This window comes from Streptomyces sp. NPDC005393, assembly GCF_040606675.1.
Taxonomy (GTDB): domain Bacteria; phylum Actinomycetota; class Actinomycetes; order Streptomycetales; family Streptomycetaceae; genus Streptomyces.
Map to the genome: position 1 here is coordinate 130117 of NZ_JBEXFG010000007.1, position 16782 is coordinate 146898.

General features: G+C 72.6%; 11 protein-coding genes. 6 read left to right on the top strand and 5 right to left on the bottom strand.

Going from position 1 to position 16782, the window contains the following annotated elements; genetic code table 11:
- Window positions 1-756: LAETG motif-containing sortase-dependent surface protein (locus ABZS71_RS09735; protein ID WP_356208649.1), on the top strand; the 756-nt coding region annotated here is incomplete at its 5' end.
- Window positions 757-846: 90 nt separating this feature from the next.
- On the opposite strand, the gene ABZS71_RS09740 is transcribed toward ABZS71_RS09735, so the two are convergent.
- The 3 genes from ABZS71_RS09740 to ABZS71_RS09750 form a co-directional block, all read right to left on the bottom strand.
- Window positions 847-2700 (bottom strand): GMC family oxidoreductase, encoded by a 1854-nt coding sequence (locus ABZS71_RS09740; protein ID WP_356208650.1) that lies wholly within the window; start codon window positions 2698-2700, stop codon window positions 847-849.
- Between the two features lie 25 nt (window positions 2701-2725).
- Entirely contained in the window at window positions 2726-4363 is a 1638-nt protein-coding gene (locus ABZS71_RS09745) for a succinic semialdehyde dehydrogenase (RefSeq protein WP_356208652.1), read from the bottom strand.
- Between the two features lie 121 nt (window positions 4364-4484).
- Window positions 4485-6254: a serine/threonine-protein kinase gene (locus tag ABZS71_RS09750; RefSeq protein WP_356208653.1), complete on the bottom strand. Its 1770-nt coding sequence runs from the start codon at window positions 6252-6254 to the stop codon at window positions 4485-4487.
- A gap of 104 nt (window positions 6255-6358) precedes the next feature.
- On the opposite strand from ABZS71_RS09750, the gene ABZS71_RS09755 reads away from it, so the two are divergent.
- The gene (locus ABZS71_RS09755) at window positions 6359-7579 is read left to right on the top strand and encodes a winged helix DNA-binding domain-containing protein (protein WP_356208654.1); all 1221 of its coding nucleotides are present in this window, start codon (window positions 6359-6361) and stop codon (window positions 7577-7579) included.
- An 847-nt stretch (window positions 7580-8426) separates the two neighbouring features.
- On the opposite strand, the gene ABZS71_RS09760 is transcribed toward ABZS71_RS09755, so the two are convergent.
- Window positions 8427-9776: a M64 family metallopeptidase gene (locus ABZS71_RS09760; RefSeq protein ID WP_356208655.1), complete on the bottom strand. Its 1350-nt coding sequence runs from the start codon at window positions 9774-9776 to the stop codon at window positions 8427-8429.
- Between the two features lie 150 nt (window positions 9777-9926).
- Window positions 9927-11285, bottom strand: a complete 1359-nt coding sequence (locus ABZS71_RS09765) for an alpha/beta fold hydrolase (RefSeq protein ID WP_356208657.1) — start codon at window positions 11283-11285, stop codon at window positions 9927-9929.
- 18 nt (window positions 11286-11303) lie between these two features.
- On the opposite strand from ABZS71_RS09765, the gene ABZS71_RS09770 reads away from it, so the two are divergent.
- The 4 genes from ABZS71_RS09770 to ABZS71_RS09785 all read left to right on the top strand — a co-directional run bounded on the left by ABZS71_RS09770 (window position 11304) and on the right by ABZS71_RS09785 (window position 16747).
- Window positions 11304-12803 (top strand): helix-turn-helix transcriptional regulator, encoded by a 1500-nt coding sequence (locus ABZS71_RS09770; protein ID WP_356208659.1) that lies wholly within the window; start codon window positions 11304-11306, stop codon window positions 12801-12803.
- A 654-nt stretch (window positions 12804-13457) separates the two neighbouring features.
- A complete protein-coding gene (locus tag ABZS71_RS09775; RefSeq protein ID WP_356208711.1) occupies window positions 13458-14126 on the top strand; it encodes a response regulator transcription factor in 669 nt (222 codons plus the stop codon).
- Window positions 14123-15448 carry a histidine kinase gene (locus tag ABZS71_RS09780; protein WP_356208660.1) on the top strand — a complete coding sequence of 442 codons (1326 nt, stop codon included), beginning with the start codon at window positions 14123-14125 and terminating at the stop codon, window positions 15446-15448. The genes ABZS71_RS09775 and ABZS71_RS09780 overlap by 4 nt, the downstream gene beginning before the upstream one ends.
- A gap of 129 nt (window positions 15449-15577) precedes the next feature.
- The gene (locus ABZS71_RS09785) at window positions 15578-16747 is read left to right on the top strand and encodes a hypothetical protein (RefSeq protein WP_356208661.1); all 1170 of its coding nucleotides are present in this window, start codon (window positions 15578-15580) and stop codon (window positions 16745-16747) included.
- The last annotated feature ends 35 nt before the right edge of the window (window positions 16748-16782 follow it).

A 16782-nucleotide genomic window follows, 5' to 3' on the forward strand; every position in this document is an offset into this window, starting at 1 on the left:
CCGCCGTCGCCCAGCACCACCCCGGGCCCGACCGACGAGCCGACCGAGCCGGGCGGCGAGTGCACGGACAGCGGGGACTACAACGAGGACCCCGACCTCTCCACCACCCTCGTCGGCCTGCCGTCGAAGGTCGTGGCCGGAAGTGGTTTCCACGGCTTCAAGTTCCAGGTCAAGAATGACTCGGACCGCACCTACCAGCGGGTCGACTTCGGTGTTTTCGCGGGCACCGCGCACGAGAACATCCCCGATGGGACCGGCAAGTACCTGACCCTGCAGTACAAGGACCCCGAGTCCGGCGCGTGGAAGGCCATCTCCACCGACGAGAACGACCCGGGCGCGGGCTACGTCGGCTACACCGATGTGCGTCCGCACGAGACCCTCACCGTCGACCTGCGGCTGAGCGTGGCCAAGAGCGCGCCCGAGGGCTTCGGCTACGCCGTCAGCATCGGCGTGTACGCGGACGACGAGGGCAACTGCGTCTTCTCGACCGGTGAGTACTACGAGTTCGACGTGCTCAAGGCCGGTTCGGAGCCGGGCCACGTGCCGCCGTCCAAGCCGGAGCCGCAGGGTGGCAAGAAGCCGCTGCCGCACAAGCCGGAGGGCAACACGGAGATCAGCCCGAAGGGGAGCCTGGCTGAGACCGGGTCCTCCTCGGCGCTGCCGACCATCGCCGTGATCGGCGGCGTGGCCATGGTCGCGGGCGGGGGCGCGGTGTTCATCGTCCGTCGTCGTCGCACCGGCGGCGCCGCCGCGTAACGGCCTGACGGCCGACGCGCAGGTATAGGCAGCCGCAAACGAAGGGGGCCGCTCCCGGCACGGGAGCGGCCCCCTTCTCGGTGGCGGACGTCAGCTCTCGGGGGTGGCCGGGGGAACCACCGGCACCGGGAGCAGGGGCAGCTTCAGCGCCCCGAAGGCGTCCGCCGGGACCGCCGGGGCGGTCGGCTCGACCGGCGACAGGCGTTCGTACGACTCGCCCTGGGCCGGGCGGGGGTCGGGTTCGCCCCGGTTGGGCCACAGCGACATCGCCCGTTCCGCCTGGGCCGTGATCGTCAGGGACGGGTTGACGCCCAGGTTGGCCGAGACGGCCGCGCCGTCGACCACATGGATGCCCGGGTGGCCGTACAGCCGGTGGTACGGGTCGATGACGCCGTCCTCCGGGGAGGCTCCGATGGGGCAGCCGCCGAGGAAGTGGGCGGTCAGCGGGGTGCCCATCAGTTCGCCGACGTTGCTCCCGGCGAAGCCGTTGATGGAGTCGGCGATGTGGCGGGCGGCCTCGGCGCCTTCCGGGATGTGGTCGGGGTTGGGTTCGCCGTGGCCCTGGCGGGCGGTGAGGAGGCCCTTCCCCAGGCCCTTCGGCTTGCGGTAGGTGGTCAGCGAGTTGTCGTGGGTCTGCATGACGAGGCCGATGATGGTGCGCTCGGACCAGTGGCGGTTGGACAGGGAGCGCAGGGCCAGGATGGGGTGCCTGAGGCTGTTCCCGAGGAAGCGCAGCCAGCGCGGGGCGCGGCCGCCGTGGGGGATCTGGAGGATGGAGAGCATGCCCATCGCGTTGGAGCCCTTGCCGTAGCGGACGGGCTCGATATGGGTGTTCTCGTCGGGGTGGATGGACGACGTGATCGCGACGCCCCGGGTGAAGTCGGCCCGTTCCTCTCCCCCACGCACCGCGCGGCGGTAGCGGCGGTCGGTGGTCTGCGCGCCCACCAGCGCCTCGGAGTTCGTCCGCGTGAGCATGCCGAGCCGGTCCGAGAGGCGCGGCAGCAGCCCCTTGTCCCGCATCGTGTGCAGCAGCGTCTGTGTGCCGTACGTACCGGCGGCGAGGACGACGTACCGCGCCCGCAGGGCCTTCGGCTTGCCCTTGCGCCGGTTGTCCGTCGGGACCGTGGTGACCTGATAGCCGCCGCGCGGATCATCGCTCAGGGCGACGACGGTCGTCATGGGGTGGACGACGGCACCGGCCTTCTCGGCGAGGTGGAGATAGTTCTCGTTGAGGGTGTTCTTGGCACCGTGGCGGCAGCCGGTCATGCACTCACCGCATTCGGTGCACGCCCTGCGGGACGGGCCCGCGCCGCCGAAGTAGGGGTCGGGGACGGTCTGCCCCGGCTTGGCCTCGGCCGTGCCGGCCTCCTCCCCGCTGACGGCGTCATGGCCGTCGCCGAAAAAGACCCCCACGGGCGCCATATGGAAGGTGTCCCCCACCCCCATCTTCTCGGCGGCCGCCTTGAGGTGCACATCGGAGGGGGTGAGCGTCCGGTTGAGGCGCACTCCGAGCATCCGCCGCGCCTGGTCGTAGTACGGCCGCAACTCCTCCTGCCAGTCGGTGATGTGGCCCCACTGCGGGTCCCGGAAGAACGGCTCGGGCGGCACGTACAGCGTGTTGGCGTAGTTGAGCGAACCGCCCCCGACCCCTGCGCCCGCCAACACCATGACCTTGCCAAGGACATGGATGCGCTGGATGCCGAAGAGGCCGAGGGCCGGGGCCCAGAGGTAGTTGCGGAGGTCCCAGGAGTTCTTCGGCAGGGTCTCGCGGGTGAAGCGGCGGCCGGCCTCAAGGACACCGACGCGGTAGCCCTTCTCGCTCAGCCGCAGGGCCGATACAGATCCTCCGAAGCCCGAGCCGATGACGATGACGTCGTAGTCGAACTCGGCGCTCTCGTCAGCCTGATTCTGCCCCTGATTTTGGGCGCACTTGTCCCCTGACACGGGTACCTCCGTTAATATGTGCTGGTCAGCGCAGGCGCAGAGCCTTCATCGCGCGCAGGCTGCGGGTCATGAAGGCCGCGTACTTCTCATCCGTCATGCCGAAGGACGGGCCCAGCGGCAGCAGCCGCTGCTGAGCGACCGTCTGCGCCTCGGTGAACTTGAGGATGCCCTCGGAACCATGGCGGCGGCCGAGGCCGGAGTCGCCCATGCCGCCCATGGGGGAGGCGACGCTGCCGTAGGCGGCGGCGTAGCTCTCGTTGACGTTGACGGTTCCGGCGCGCAGCCGGGCGGCGACCGCGCGGCCGCGCCGGCCGTCCTTGGTCCAGACGCTGGCGTTCAGGCCGTAGGGGGTGGCGTTGGCGCGCTCCACCACCTCGTCCTCGTCGGTGAAGCGGTAGACGGAGACGACCGGGCCGAAGGTCTCCTCGGCGCACACGGCCATCGGCGACTCCACGCCGTCGAGGATCGTCGGCTCGTAGAAGAACGGGCCGATGTCCGGGCGGGGGCGGCCGCCCGCGACGACCGTGGCGCCCTTGGAGACGGCCTCTTCCACATGGCGGGAGACGGTGTCCAGTTGCGTCCGCGAGACGAGCGAGCCCATCTCGGCGCCATAGGCGAGAGCCGTGCCCAGCCGCATCGCCTTCGTACGGGCCACGAAGCGCTCGATGAAGGCGTCGGCGATCGACTCATGGACGTACAGCCGCTCGATGGAGATGCACAGCTGCCCGGCGGAGGCGAAGCAGCCGCGCACCGCGCCGTCGGCCGCCTTGTCGAGGTCGGCGTCGCGCAGCACCAGCATGGCGTTCTTGCCGCCGAGTTCGAGGGAGCAGCCCACCAGGCGGGCGGCGGCGGCCTGGGCCACGCCGCGGCCGGTGCGGGTGGAGCCGGTGAACGAGACGTAGTCGGCGTGTTCGACAACGGCGGGCCCGACGACCGGGCCCTCGCCGAGCACGACCTGCCACACCCCGGCCGGCATCCCGGCCTCCAGCATCAGCTCGCGCGCCCACAGGGCGGTCAGCGCGGTCTCGGTGTCGGGCTTCATGACGACCGCGTTGCCCGCGACGAAGGCGGGGATGGCATCGCTGACGGAGAGTTCGAGGGGGTAGTTCCACGGCACGATCTGGCCGATCACACCGCGCGGCTGGCGCAGTTCGGTGACCTTGGTGAGGGTCGGTACGACGCCCAGGCGCGACTTGGGGCGCAGGTAGGCGGGCGCCTTACGGCCGTAATGGCGGGCGGCGAGGAGGACGCCCTGAACCTCCTCATGGGCGTGCAGCCGGGTCTTGCCGGTCTCCAGCTGGATCAGGTCCAGGACCTCCGACTGGCGGCGCGCCAGCAGGTCGTGGAAGCGGAGGAGGACGGCGGCACGGCGGCGGACCGGGGTGGCGGCCCAGGCGCGCTGCGCCTCGCGGGCCTGGGCGAAGGCGGTGGCGACGTCCTCGGGGGTGGACTCGGGGAGGGCGGAGGCGAGGACCTCCCCGGTGAACGGGGTGTGGTTGACGGTGGTGCCGCTGCCCACGACGCCACGGGCGAGCCGGGCGACAAGCTCGGGGGTGACGACATCGGCCGCCGTACGGGGGCCTTGGGGGGCGACCGGATTGCCGTCGGCAGGGGCCGTCGTCGTGCCGCTTTGTGCGCTGGTGCTGTCCTGCGTCTCCGTCATGCGGCTGAGAGTAGGCCGCCGCGGCCGGTTTGGGTACCCGTCGGTAACTCGCCTTCACCGCTCACACACAATCGCGCCAGCGATTGCTGGCGCGACTGTCGGTGCGAGGGGGCGGATCGGTTCAGTCCGTGCCGATGGTGAAGTTCTCTTCGACTTTGACGTTCTTCAGGACGTTGTCGTACAGCTCGTCGCCGGTCTTCCCCGCATCGCCCTGGGCGGGCATGGTCACGGTCAGCTGCCAGGCGATCTTCTTGCCGCTGACGGTGATGTGATCACGGTTCATGTAACGGATGCGGTTCGTGTCGGTGCTGGTGCCGTACTCGAAGAACGCGGTGTCGAAGTCCACGGCATCCTGCCCCTGCTGCTCGCCCTTCTTCCTCGCTCCGCTCTTGGCCTCTTCCATCGTCGCCTGGGCGCCGCTCTTGTAGTACTCGACGACCTGCTCCGCCGCGCCCCCGGCGTTCGTGATCGTCCTCCGCTCATCGGACGTCGACGCGACCAGCGAGATGGTGTAGACGCCGCTGGGGTCGTAGAAGGTGACGGCCGGGTTGCTCGCGTCGTCGTCCTTCTGCACCCGCTTGTAGTTCTCGGGCACGGCCAGGGACGCCCCGAGCAGGTCGCGCTCCTCGCGGACCGTCCAGCCGGACGGCAGGGGGCTCTCACTCGCGAACGGCTTCATGAGGCCCAGCACCAGCGCTGCGGCCACCACCAGCACCACGGCGCCGAGAGCGAACTGGGCCTTGCGGTTCTTGTGCAGGACGGGCGGTACGAAGCGGTTCTGGCTCTCGCTCTGCCCGTAGGCGCGCGTCCCCACCATCGTCGGCACCGCCTGCGGGGGCGTCACCGCCGACTCCAGCGTCTGCCGCACCTCGGCCGCCACCGGGCGCATCGCCGGGTCCTTGCGCAGCAGTTGCATGATCAGCGTGCCGAGCGCCCCCGCCCCGCGCGCGGGCGTCTGCGGCTCGGCCGCGAGCACCGCCTGGAGGGTCGCGGGGGTGTGGCTGCGGCGGAACGGGGACATGCCCTCGACCGCCGCGTACAGCACGACGCCCAGCGACCACAGGTCCGATGCGGGGCCGGGCCGCTGCCCCAGCACTCGCTCGGGCGCGATGAATTCGGGCGAGCCGACGAAGCCGCCCGTCTCGGTGAGCCCCTGCTCGCCCTCGATCTGGGCGATGCCGAAGTCGGTGAGCACCACCCGGTCGTTGCGGCCGAGCAGCACATTGTCCGGTTTGACGTCGCGGTGCAGCACACCCGCCTCATGGGCGGCCGACAGCGCGCCGAGCACCGCGAGGCCGATCCGGGCCGCCTCGCGCGGGTCCAGCGTGCCCTCCGCGAGCCGGTCGCCCAGCGAATGGCCGTGGACCAGCTCCATCACGATCCACGGACGGCCGTCCTCGACCACCACGTCATGGACGGTGACGACGGAAGGGTGGTCGATCCGGGCCGCGGCGCGCGCCTCGCGCTCCATCCGCTGATAGGCGGTCTGCCGCTCACGCTCGGGGAGATTGTCGGGAACGCGCGGCTCCTTGACCGCCACCTCACGGTCGACGATCTGGTCGTGCGCCCGCCATACGGTGCCCATACCGCCGTGGCCCAGGCGGGAGACGAGGCGGTAGCGGCCGCCGATGAGCCGCCCGGTGCCGGGCACGGTCTGCGTGCCCTGCGGCGGCTGCGTGCCCTGCGGGGCCTGAGGCGGCTCGGGCGGGTGCGGAGTATGGCCGCTCCGCGGATCGTGCTGCGCGGCGTACTGCGTCGGCTCGTATCCGTCGTGCCGCGCCTGAGGCGGCGGCGCCGGAGTCGGAGCCGGTACCGGGGCGGCGGCCGGCCCGTGCGGCGGCCGCAGCCCGTAGCTGGTGGGCTCGTTCGCCCGTCCCCCGTCGTTGGTCATGAGCTCATCATTACGCCCGGCGGTATCGTCCGCTACCGCCCTCCGGTTGCTGAGACCGCTCGTGACAAAGCCGTTGCGACCGTTCAATCCATACCTGACAGAAGATGACCGATACCAGCCATACGGTCGCCGTCATGAGCCACTCCCTCCCCCACCGCCCCCGGATCTCCGCCGATCAGCGCCGCGCCCGCCTCGGGCGGCGCCATCTGCTCGTGCCCTCCACGCGCGCGGCCACCGCCGGGGAGGTGGCGGACGCGCTGGTGGGGCTGCACGCGTCCGACCCCGCGACCGTCTATCTGTCGGCATGCGCCCGGCTGCGCGAGCCGTGCGCCGAGGCGGTCGACCGGGCGCTGTACGACGACGTCTCACTGGTGAAGCTGCTCAGCATGCGCCGCACGCTCTTCGCCGTGACGACGGACCTCGCCCCCGCGGTGAGCGCCGGGGCAGCGCGGGCGATCGCCCTCAAGGAGCGCGCCACGCTCATGAAGCATCTGCGGGAGGGCACGGAAGGCGCGGAGGGCTGGGACGAGCGGCGCCTCGCACAGGTCGAGAAGGAGGTGCTGGCCGCGCTCGCCGAGCGGGGCGAGGCGACGACCGCCGAGCTGTCGAAAGATGTGCCCGCGCTCCGCGAGACGATCCTGATGTCGCCCGGGAAGCCGTACGAGGCCCGGCAGAGCGTCGGCAGCCGGCTGCTGCGGCTGCTCGCCTCCGACGGCCATGTGCGCCGCTGCCGCCCGCGCGGCTCCTGGACCAGCGGCCTCTACCCCTGGGCGCCGGCGCCCGCGCTCCCCGAACTGCCGGTGCGCAAGGCCACGGCGGAGATCGCACGGCGCTGGCTCGCGGCGTACGGGCCCGCCACCGAGGCCGATCTGAAGTGGTGGACCGGGTGGACGGTGACCGACACCCGGCGGGCACTGGCCGACACCGGCGCGGTCGGCGTGGAGTTGGCGGAGGGCCCGGGGTTCGTGGCGGACGGCGACGACGGGCCGGTGACCGAGACCGAGCCCTGGGCCGCGCTGCTGCCGGGGCTCGACCCGACGGCCATGGGATGGCGGGGGCGCGACTGGTATCTCGATCCGGCCGATGTGAAGCCGCTGTTCGACGGCAGCGGCAATATCGGCCCCACGGTGTGGTGGAACGGGCGGATCGTGGGCGGCTGGGCGCAGCGCGCCGACGGGGAGGTGGTGTGGCATCTCTTCGCCGACCGGGGGCGGGAGGCCGAGGCCGCGGTGGAGGCGGAGGCGGCGCGGCTGAGCGGCTGGCTGGGGGACAGGCGGCTCACCCCGCGGTTCCGTACACCGCTGGAACGCGAGCTGGCGCGATAGCCGGACGGATCAGCCCTGCCCACCGGCGGACCGGCGCACGGCGGCGCCGGGCTCCTTGTCGGATGATCGACACACCATGGGAACAGAAGACCGGCGGCCCGCTCCGGCGGGCGATTGAGTCCGGGCGCGGCATCGGGGAACGTAGAGCCTGCCGATGTTAAGGGGCGGACCGCGGCCGCCCCGCATCGGACGGACGACCACGAACCTCAGCTGCTCCGGCCGGGGACACCTCCCAGCGGTAGCCGGGGGCGAGCCGAAAGGTCGCGACGCTGCCGAAGCTCGCGACGCTGCCGAAGCTCGCGACGCTGCCGAAGCTCGCGACGCTGAAGCCCGCCCCGGTGCTCCGGCGGATGAACCGAAAGGGCGCACCGCGGTGGACCTCGCCTCGGTGCTCCGGCCGGGGACACCTCCCAGCGGTGGCCGGGGGCGAGCCGAAGGGTCGCGACGCTGCCGAAGCTCGCGACGCTGCCGAAGCTCGCGACGCTAAAGCCCGCCCCGGTGCTCCGGCGGATGAACCGAAAGGGCGCACCGCGGTCGACCTCGCCTCGGTGCTCCGGCCGGGGACACCTCCCAGCGGTAGCCGGGGGCGAGCCGAAGGGTCGCGACGCTGCCGAAAGGGAGAGCGCGCGGAGGCCCCGAGGGCTGCGATCGATATGCGGCTACCGCCGCGCGAGGGGCCGAGCACGGTCGACCGTCGACCGGGGGTCCCCCCGGCCGAAGGCTGGGGGAGGCTTGAGCGCCCCGGAGGCGAACCGAGCCCCACAAGAGGGGAGCCGCCCCGCGGCGGGGGTCCACGGGGCGGCAGCTGGGGCCGGCGCGGCCGATGGCGCCGGTGGGGGGACGGTGGCTAGCCGGTGACCTTCCAGGTGCGGGAGTCGGCCAACTGCTTGCGCAGCGCCGGGTCTTTCACCGCGCCCGTGTCGTCCGTCGCCTTGGCCGTGACGGTGTGGGCGGCCCCGTCGGACGGGACGCCCAACGACGCCGGGGTCACGGTGGTCTTGCCGCGCGCGGCGGTGACCTCGGCCCCGTCCGCGTACCACTTCAGCGACGCGCTCTTCGGGACGCTCACCTTGACGCTCGCCGTCCGCTTGACGGGCGTGCTTGTGGCCGTCCCGCTGCTGAGCACGCTCGCGTAGCGGTAGAAGCCCGCGATCATCGCCTCCCGGCCGGGCAGGTTGAACTCCTGGCCCAGGGTGCGCATGATCGAGTCGTCGGTGGGGCGGTTGATGCCCTTGGGGTAGTAGCCGCCGCCCACGTACGCGCCGACCTTGCCGCCGTCCGGCGAGGTCTGGCCGATCCAGCGGTACCACTTCTTCTGCTGCGCGGTCAGCTGCGCCGCCGTCAGCTTGGTGGCGTTGGGCTCCTCGGGCTCGGCGCCGGTGTAGGTGCCGTACTCCGGATAGAAGTACTCGTCGGCGAGCTTGCCGAGCGAGTGGCCGGTCTCATGGACCGCGACCTGGTCGGAGTCGGGGTCGTCGGAGGAGGCGGTGGCGACGCCGTCGTAGCCGACCTGCGAGGTGACGGTGTAGCCCGCGCCGCCGTACTTGGTGGAGTTGGACAGGACGACCACGAGATCGGCCTGCGGTGCCTTGGCGGCGTACGACTCGACTTTGTCGGTGTTGACGCACAGCAGCCGCTCGGTGTCGTCGCACCAGAAGTACGAGTCGAGGGCGGTGTCCTTGACGACGTCCTTGGACGGGTCGCCGGAGACGCCGGACTGGTGGGAGACGGCGTCCACGGTCCAGACGTTGAAGAGGCCCTTGTACGAGGCGTACGGCTCGACGGCGGACATCTGGTCCCACTTGGAGCGCGCGTCGGCGTGGAAGTCCGCCTGCCGGCCGGAGGTGTAGCCGTCGCCGATGAAGACGACATCGAGCTTGTCGGCCGTCGGGCCGTTCTGGACGAGGGAGCCGACCTCGCCGTCGGCGGCGGCCTCGGTCGCGGACAGCGTGCGGTCGGCGCGCAGCAGCCGCTGCGGGGTGGCGGCCGGGACCTCGGTCTGACGGGGATGGGAGCCGGGGCCGGTGAAGTACTCCACGTCCTGGGTGCGTGGGGCGCTCTCGGCCGCGGCGGCAGTCGTACGGGACGACGGAGTCGCGGTGGCGGCGGCGGTCGTGGCGGCGGCCGCCGCCAAGGCTATGCCTCCGGCGACGGCCGCGCTGCGCAGAGAGATGCGTCGGCGTATGTGTCTGCGCACGGTGGCTCCCGAAGTCTGTCCCGTAACCGGCTAGTTAAGCGGGGTTAATTCGCCGCTCAAACTATGGGCTGTGGGGAGCGTCGAGCAATGGGAACTAGGGAAGTGGCCAGAGAAATCCGGCGGGGGCAACCGGATGGGCTGTCAGCCCCGTCACGGGGCCTCGTCGCGCGCCAGCCGCAGCAGCCGGTCCAGCACCCTGTGGCCGCCGGTACGCACGCCGTCGTGCTCGAACTCGTCCGTCACCCAGGTGCGCAGACCGCGGATCGCACGGGCGGTGTCGAGGGACTGCGCGGTGTCCACGTACAGGTCGTCGTGGTAGATCGCGGCGGCCACGGGCACCGTATTACGGGCGAGCCGCTCGGGGTCGTACAGCGGTCCCCAGCCGGTGCGTTCGGCGAGGAGCTCGACAGTGCGGCGCAGCGGGCGCAGCGCCGCGTGGGTCTCCAGCATCCAGGGGTGCACGGTCTCGCCCGTGAGGAGCACCGGATGGTCACCGGCGACCGCCTTCTCCGCGTCGAACCGTGGGAACTCGGCGCGGATCCGGTGGGCGGACCAGTGGGTGGCGGTGCCGTCCTGGGCGTAGATGGACTCGTGCAGCAGGGTGTACAGCGGGCTCGCGGCGCGGGAGAGCACGGCCGCCACCCGCTCCCGGAACGCGTCGTTCAGCCGCGGTCCGTCGGGGGTCGGCGCGAACGCGTCCTCCAGGAGGTAGTGGAGGTGGTGCGAGCCGTCGCCGGTGCCCAGCAGGATGCCGAGCTGCTGGAAGGCGGCCGGGGTCAGGGTGGTGCCGTCCGGCAGCACCTCGTCGTGCGCGGCCAGATGGCGGACGATCGTGCGGACGGCCGCCGCGTCGCCCGGATAGCGGGCGTAGTGCGCGAGGGTCTTGCGCTCCATGCGCGGATAGGCGGCGCGGTAGACGGCGTCGGCGCCCGTACCGCAGTCGAGCGCGGGCAGTCCGCCGGTGATCAGCGCCGTGTCGAGCCCCTCGGGCGCGTACGAGAGGTAGCTGACGGCGCAGAAGCCGCCGAAGCTCTGACCGAGCACGGTCCACGGCCGGCCCCCGGTCAGCCGCCGCCGGATCAGCTCGCAGTCGCGGACGATCGCGTCGGCGCGGAAGTGGGCCAGATAGTCGGCCTGCCGCTCCGGGGTGCCGCGCAGCGGCAGGGTCTGCCGGGTGGCCGGGGTGGAGCGGCCGGTGCCGCGCTGGTCGAGGAGGAGGACGCGGTACTCCTCGAGCGCGCGGTCCAGCCAGCCGGAGCGGCCCACCGGGCGGTCGGCGCCGAAGCCGGGGCCGCCCTGGAGGTAGACCAGCCAAGGGAGCTGGTCACGCCGCGTACCGGCCGTGTCCCCGGCGACGACCTCTCGGGCGTAAAGCCGGATCAGCTCCCCCTCGGGAGCCTTATGGTCAAGCGGTACGTCGAAGTAATGGTCGGTGAGGAGCAGTCCCGGTTGGCGGACGGTCGTCGTGACGTCCGGTCCGGCCGGTGCTGTTTCCCTCGCCTGCTGCATCTTTCAATCCTCACGTAAATGAACTTAGCTCGGCAATTAAGCTACAGCCGGGGAGAAGAGGGCACGGTGGCCGAGAAGAGCGCCGGAGACGGGCGGGCGGCGGGAGCCGCCGGGGCGGGAGCAGGAGCGCACGGGATCGCCGAAATCGGGCGCCGGGTGCTCCGGCTGCGTACGGAGCGCGGCTTCACCCAGCGGCAGCTGGCCGAGCCCGCCTACACGGCGGCGTATGTCTCCACCCTGGAATCCGGGAAGGTGCGCCCCTCCGAGGCCGCCCTGCGCCATCTCGCCGGGCGCCTCGGCGTCAGCTATGAGGAGCTCACCACCGGCCGCTCGCCGCGCGACGCCACCCGGCTGCGGGCCGGCCTCACCGACGCCCGGCGGGCGCTGGCGACCGGCGCCAGTGAGGACGCGGCCAAGCTCCTCCGGGAACTGCACGCCGAGGCGGAGCGGCTCGGGTTCGCGGAGGAGCGGGCGGCGGTCCTGCTGGGGCTCGGCGACTGCGCGCTGGACACCGGCGAACTGACCGCCGCGCGCGACCACTTCGAGGCCGCCGAGCGGCTGCTCGCCGACGAGCCGCTGCCACGGCGGGTCCCGGCGATCCGCGGGCGCGCCACGGCCCACCTGCTCGCGGGCGAACTGCGCTACTCCTGCTATCTGCTGGAGAGCGCCATCGACGAGCTCAACGCCTCCGGGCTGCACGACCCCAACGCCCTGCTGCTGCTCTATACGGCGGCCATCGCCCCCTACATGGACATGGGGGCGCACGGCCGCGCCGTACGCGCCGCCGAGCTGGCGCTCGCGCTTGCCCCGAGCGTGGACGACCCGGGGCTGGTCGCCCGGATGCACCGCGGCGTCGCCCGCACCCTGATCGCCGAGGGCCGCACCGCGGAGGCCGACGCGTCCCTGGCCAAGGCACAGGAGCTGTACGAACAGCTGCGGATCCACACCGACCTGGCGCACTGCCACTGGATGCGCGGCTATATCCATGCGCAGGACGGCAATCTGGAGCGCGCGGAGCGCGAGCTGCGCATCGCGCGCGACATGCTGGCGTCCAAGCGGGCGGCGCTGTTCACGGTGCAGGTCGAGGTGGAGCTGGCGGATGTGCTGCGCCGGCGCGGCCGTACGGCGGAGGCGGAGGCGCTGCTGCTGCCGCTGCTGGCGCGGTCGCCGGGCTCCGGGGAGGCCGTCGCGCACGCGGTGGGCGAGCCGGAGGCGGCCGGCCTCACCGCGGAGCGCGGCGCGGTCCACGCGGGCGGCGCACACCGGCTGCTGGGCCTGATCGCCGACGAACGCGGCGACGCGGAGTCGGCGGAGGAGCACTACTGCGCGGCGCTGTCGCTGCTGGAGCGTACGGGCGCGGCCGGAGACATGGCCGACCTGTGCCGGCTGCTGGGCGATCTGCTGCGGCGCGAGGGGCGGCTGGAGGCCGCCATGGACGCCTACCGAACGGGCCTCGGCCACCGCGCGGCCCCCGGCACCACCACCCTGGGCCCGGCCCCGGCCGAACCGCCGATGTGAGAGACCGGCAGGAGCGGCCCGATGTGAGGTGCTCGGGTGCGACGGTGCGGCGGGGCGCCCGCCGACCGCCGGGTCCGCCTCCCCGGGGCAGGCCGCTGCCCGCGCGGGGGCGGGCCTGTTGCGCGCGGCCCGCGGCGCGATCCCGCCCGGGGACGGCGTCCGCGCGGGAGGCGTCCGCGCGGGAAGGGGCAACAGCGCACGCGTGGTGCCCGGCCGCCCGCCGGCCGGCGTGCCCGTCCTGCGGGGATACCCGGAGGCGAAGGCCGGTCCCTCCCCCCGCGGGGGGCCGGTCAGCGCCTGGTCAGGGCGCGCCGCGCGGCGGGCGGCCAGGGGATGCACAGGCCGCCGCGTGTGGGGGTCGCGGCGGCCTGCACGCGGCATCACCCCGCTGCCGGTCCGCCGACAGCGCATCGGGAGGCCCTCCGGCACGGTCGCGGGGCTGGGGTTCGGGACGACCCCGCGGGGTGGTGCGGCACGAGACCCACTCTGCCGGGTGAGCGAGGGGGAGGACATCCGCCGCTGGTCTCCCGTCACCCCCGCCGGTCGGCGGGGGTGATCCCCCCAACTGGGCGGAGCCAACGGCTCCATATTCCCGCGGCGATACGGCAGTCTGTCGGAGCAATGGTCATGACAGCCGAGGAGAGGGAGCGGCCGGTGATCCGTGTTGCGGTGGTGGACGACGAGGCACTCGTACGGTCCGGCCTGCGGCTGATCCTGGGCACCGCCCCGGACATCGACGTGGTCGCCGACTGCTCCGGAGGGGCGGCCGTGGAAACGGTGCTCGGCAGCGGAGCCGATGTCGTCCTCCTCGACATCCGGATGCCGGACGCGGACGGGCTCACCGTGCTCAGACAGCTGCGGGCCGCGCCCCGCTCCCCCGCCGTCGCCATGCTGACGACCTTCGACGCCCAGGAGTACCTCACGGCCGCGCTGCGCGCCGGAGCGGCCGGGTTCCTGCTCAAGGACACCGACCCGGAACAACTCGTACGGGCCGTACGGGCGCTCGCCCAGGGCGGCAGCGTCCTGGACCCCGGCGTCACCCGCGCCGTGATCGGCGGCTATCTCGCCGCCGAGGCCGAGGCGACGGCCGCCGAGGTCGTCGAGGCGCTCACCCCGCGCGAGCGCGAAGTGCTCGCCCTGCTCGGCGAGGGGCTGGCCAACCCCCAGATCGCCGAGCGGATGGGGCTCGCGCACAGCACCGTCAAGGACCATGTGCGGGCGGTGCTCGGCAAGCTGGGCGGGCTCAACCGCGTCCAGGCGGCGATCGTCGCCGACCGCGCCGGGCTGATCGCGAGCCGGCCGCCGACGGGCGGCGCCCGATGACGGTCTCCCCGCTGCGGTCGTTCCGCGGTACGCACCGGGGTTCGTCCCTCGACCCGCTGCCGTCCCCGCCCCCCGCACCGCGGCGCCGGCTGCCGCGGTGGGCCACGCACTGGGGGTCGCTGCTCGTCCCCGTCACCCTCGCCGTGGCCGACGCACTCCTCGTCAACGGCGTCACCTTCGGCCTGGAGCTGAATGTGTCGCTGGTCGCCGCGGGAGCGCTGCTGCTGCGGCGGCGCTTCCCGGCGCTGGTCTTTCTGAGCACCCTGCCGGGGATCCTCATCGGGTACGTCTGGTTCGCGCCGATGATCGCGCTCTATACGGTCGCCGAACGCCGCCCCGACCGGCGGCTGCTGGGCATCTCGGCGCTGCTGCTGGCCGCCGCGCACTTCGTCCCGTGGCCCGTCTCCGACTTCGAGCCGACCGCGTACCGCGAGAACACCCTGACGCTGATCGACGCCTGTGTCACCTCGGTCGGCCCCGTCGCGCTCGGCCTGCTGGTGCGTACGCGCGGCGAACTCGCCGCCCGTATAAAGGACCTGACTCGCAGCCGCCGCCACGCGGACGAGCTGATCGCCGCGCAGGTGCTGAGCACCGAGCGCGCACGGCTCGCCCGGGAGATGCACGACGTCGTCGCCCATCAGGTCAGCCTCATCAGCCTGCAGGCGGGGGCGGTGCAGATCAGCGCCGAGGACCCGAAGGCGCGGGAGGGCGCGCGGACGATCCGTGAGCTGTCCGTGCGGACCTTGGACGAGCTCCGCCATATGGTCGGCATCCTGCGCGCCGCCGGCGGCGACCACGAGGAGCTCACCCCACAGCCCCGGCTGGCGGACCTGCCCCGTCTGATCGAACTGAGCGCGCTGAACGTCGCGTACGAGGCGGGCGGGGCGGAGGCGAGGGCGGGACGTCCGGAGGCGGTCGAGCGGGCCGCCTTCCGCATCGTCCAGGAGGCGCTGACGAACGTCCGCAAGCATGCGCCGGGGGCACGGGTGACGGTGCGGGTCAGCGATGCGCAGGAAACGGACGGAGCGGAGGAGGGCGAGGGGGCTGAGGGGGACGAAGGGGCTCAGGAGGACGAGGACGCGCGCGGCTTGCGGGTCGAGGTCCGCAACGGGCCGCCCGACGCGTCCGCCGTGGCCCCCGGACTGCCGGGCGGCGGCCACGGTCTGATCGGCCTGCGGGAACGGGCACAGCTACTGGGCGGCACGCTGGAGGCCGGCCCGACGGACGAGGGCGGCTTCGTCGTACGGGCCGACTTCCCCAAGACGCCACGCATGCCGGAGCCCCGCGCCCAGGGGGTGTCCGGCGCGCCACCGCAGAGGTGACCGGGCGTGAGTGTCGCCGCGCCGCTAACGGAGTGTGCCGTTACCGTGATTCAGCGCGGGCCAGGCCACGACCGCCCGGCCCCGACCCAGCACCTGCTGCGCACGACATCACGGAAGGCAGGACCGGCGATGGAGGCACCTGCCGACGCCGACAGCGGGCAGCCGGAGGTTGTGGTGGGCATCGTCGCCGACCCGGACACACCGGCGGAACTGGCGGAGGAGCTGGCCGAGGAGCTGCCCGAGCTGCTCGCCGAGAACGTGGACCGGAACCTCGTATGGAACTTGCAGGTCATCCGTGATCCGCTGACCGCCGCCGTGCGCGACGACATCGGGGCCCTCAACCTGGCACGGGAACAGAAGGCCCGGGAGAACTGGGACATCGCCATCTGCCTCACCGATCTGCCCCTGCTCACCGACGGCAGGCCCGTGGCGGTCGATGTGGACGCCGAGGACCGGGTGGCCCTCGTGTCCCTGCCCGCACTCGGCGGGCTCTTCCTGCGGCGCCGGGTCCGCCGCGCGATCGTCCAGCTGGTGAAGAACCTGGTGAATGCCGGGGCGATCGATTTCCGGGCGCGAGAGGGCCGCGCCCCCGTCGGGCCGATCGTTCCGGAGCGGACCGCCCCCCTGAAGCGCGCGGCGACGGACGAGGAGATCGTCGATCTGCGGATCGTAGGGTCTCCGGCACGAGGACGCGTACGCCTGCTGCTCGGCATGGTGCGCGCCAACGGCCCCTGGCGCCTGATCCCCGCCCTCGCCAAGGCGCTCGCCGCCGCGCTGGCCACCAGCGCCATCGCCATTATGAACGGGGCCATGTGGAACGTGTCCAGCGCCATCGGGGCCGATCGGCTCGCCGTGGTGACCATTTTCTCGATGGCCGCCATGGTGATCTGGCTCATCGTCCACCGGCATCTGTGGGAACGGCCCGACTCCCCTACCCGCCAGGACCGGGAAAAGGCAGCCCTGTACAACGCCTCCACTGTCCTGACCCTGTCCCTGGGCGTCCTGTGGGGTCTCATCGGGCTCTGCATCGTGGACTTCGCGGTGGCCCTGTTCCTCATCAAGGGCGGAGTGCTGTCCAAGCAGGTGGGCCACTCGGTCGGCTTGGACGAATACGCACGCCTGGCATGGCTGGCGAGCGCGGCGGCCATCGTGGGCGGAGCTCTCGGCTCCGAGTTCGAGAGCGACGATGCGGTCCGCCGCGCCACCTACGGCAAACGGGAACGGCTGCGCCGCGAGCAAAGGGAACGTGAACGCCAAGCACGTGAGCGCGAGGAGTCCGATACCTCAGCGTCCGTGTAGGGTCCGCGACTTGGGGCCCGCGTCTTAAGGGCCCG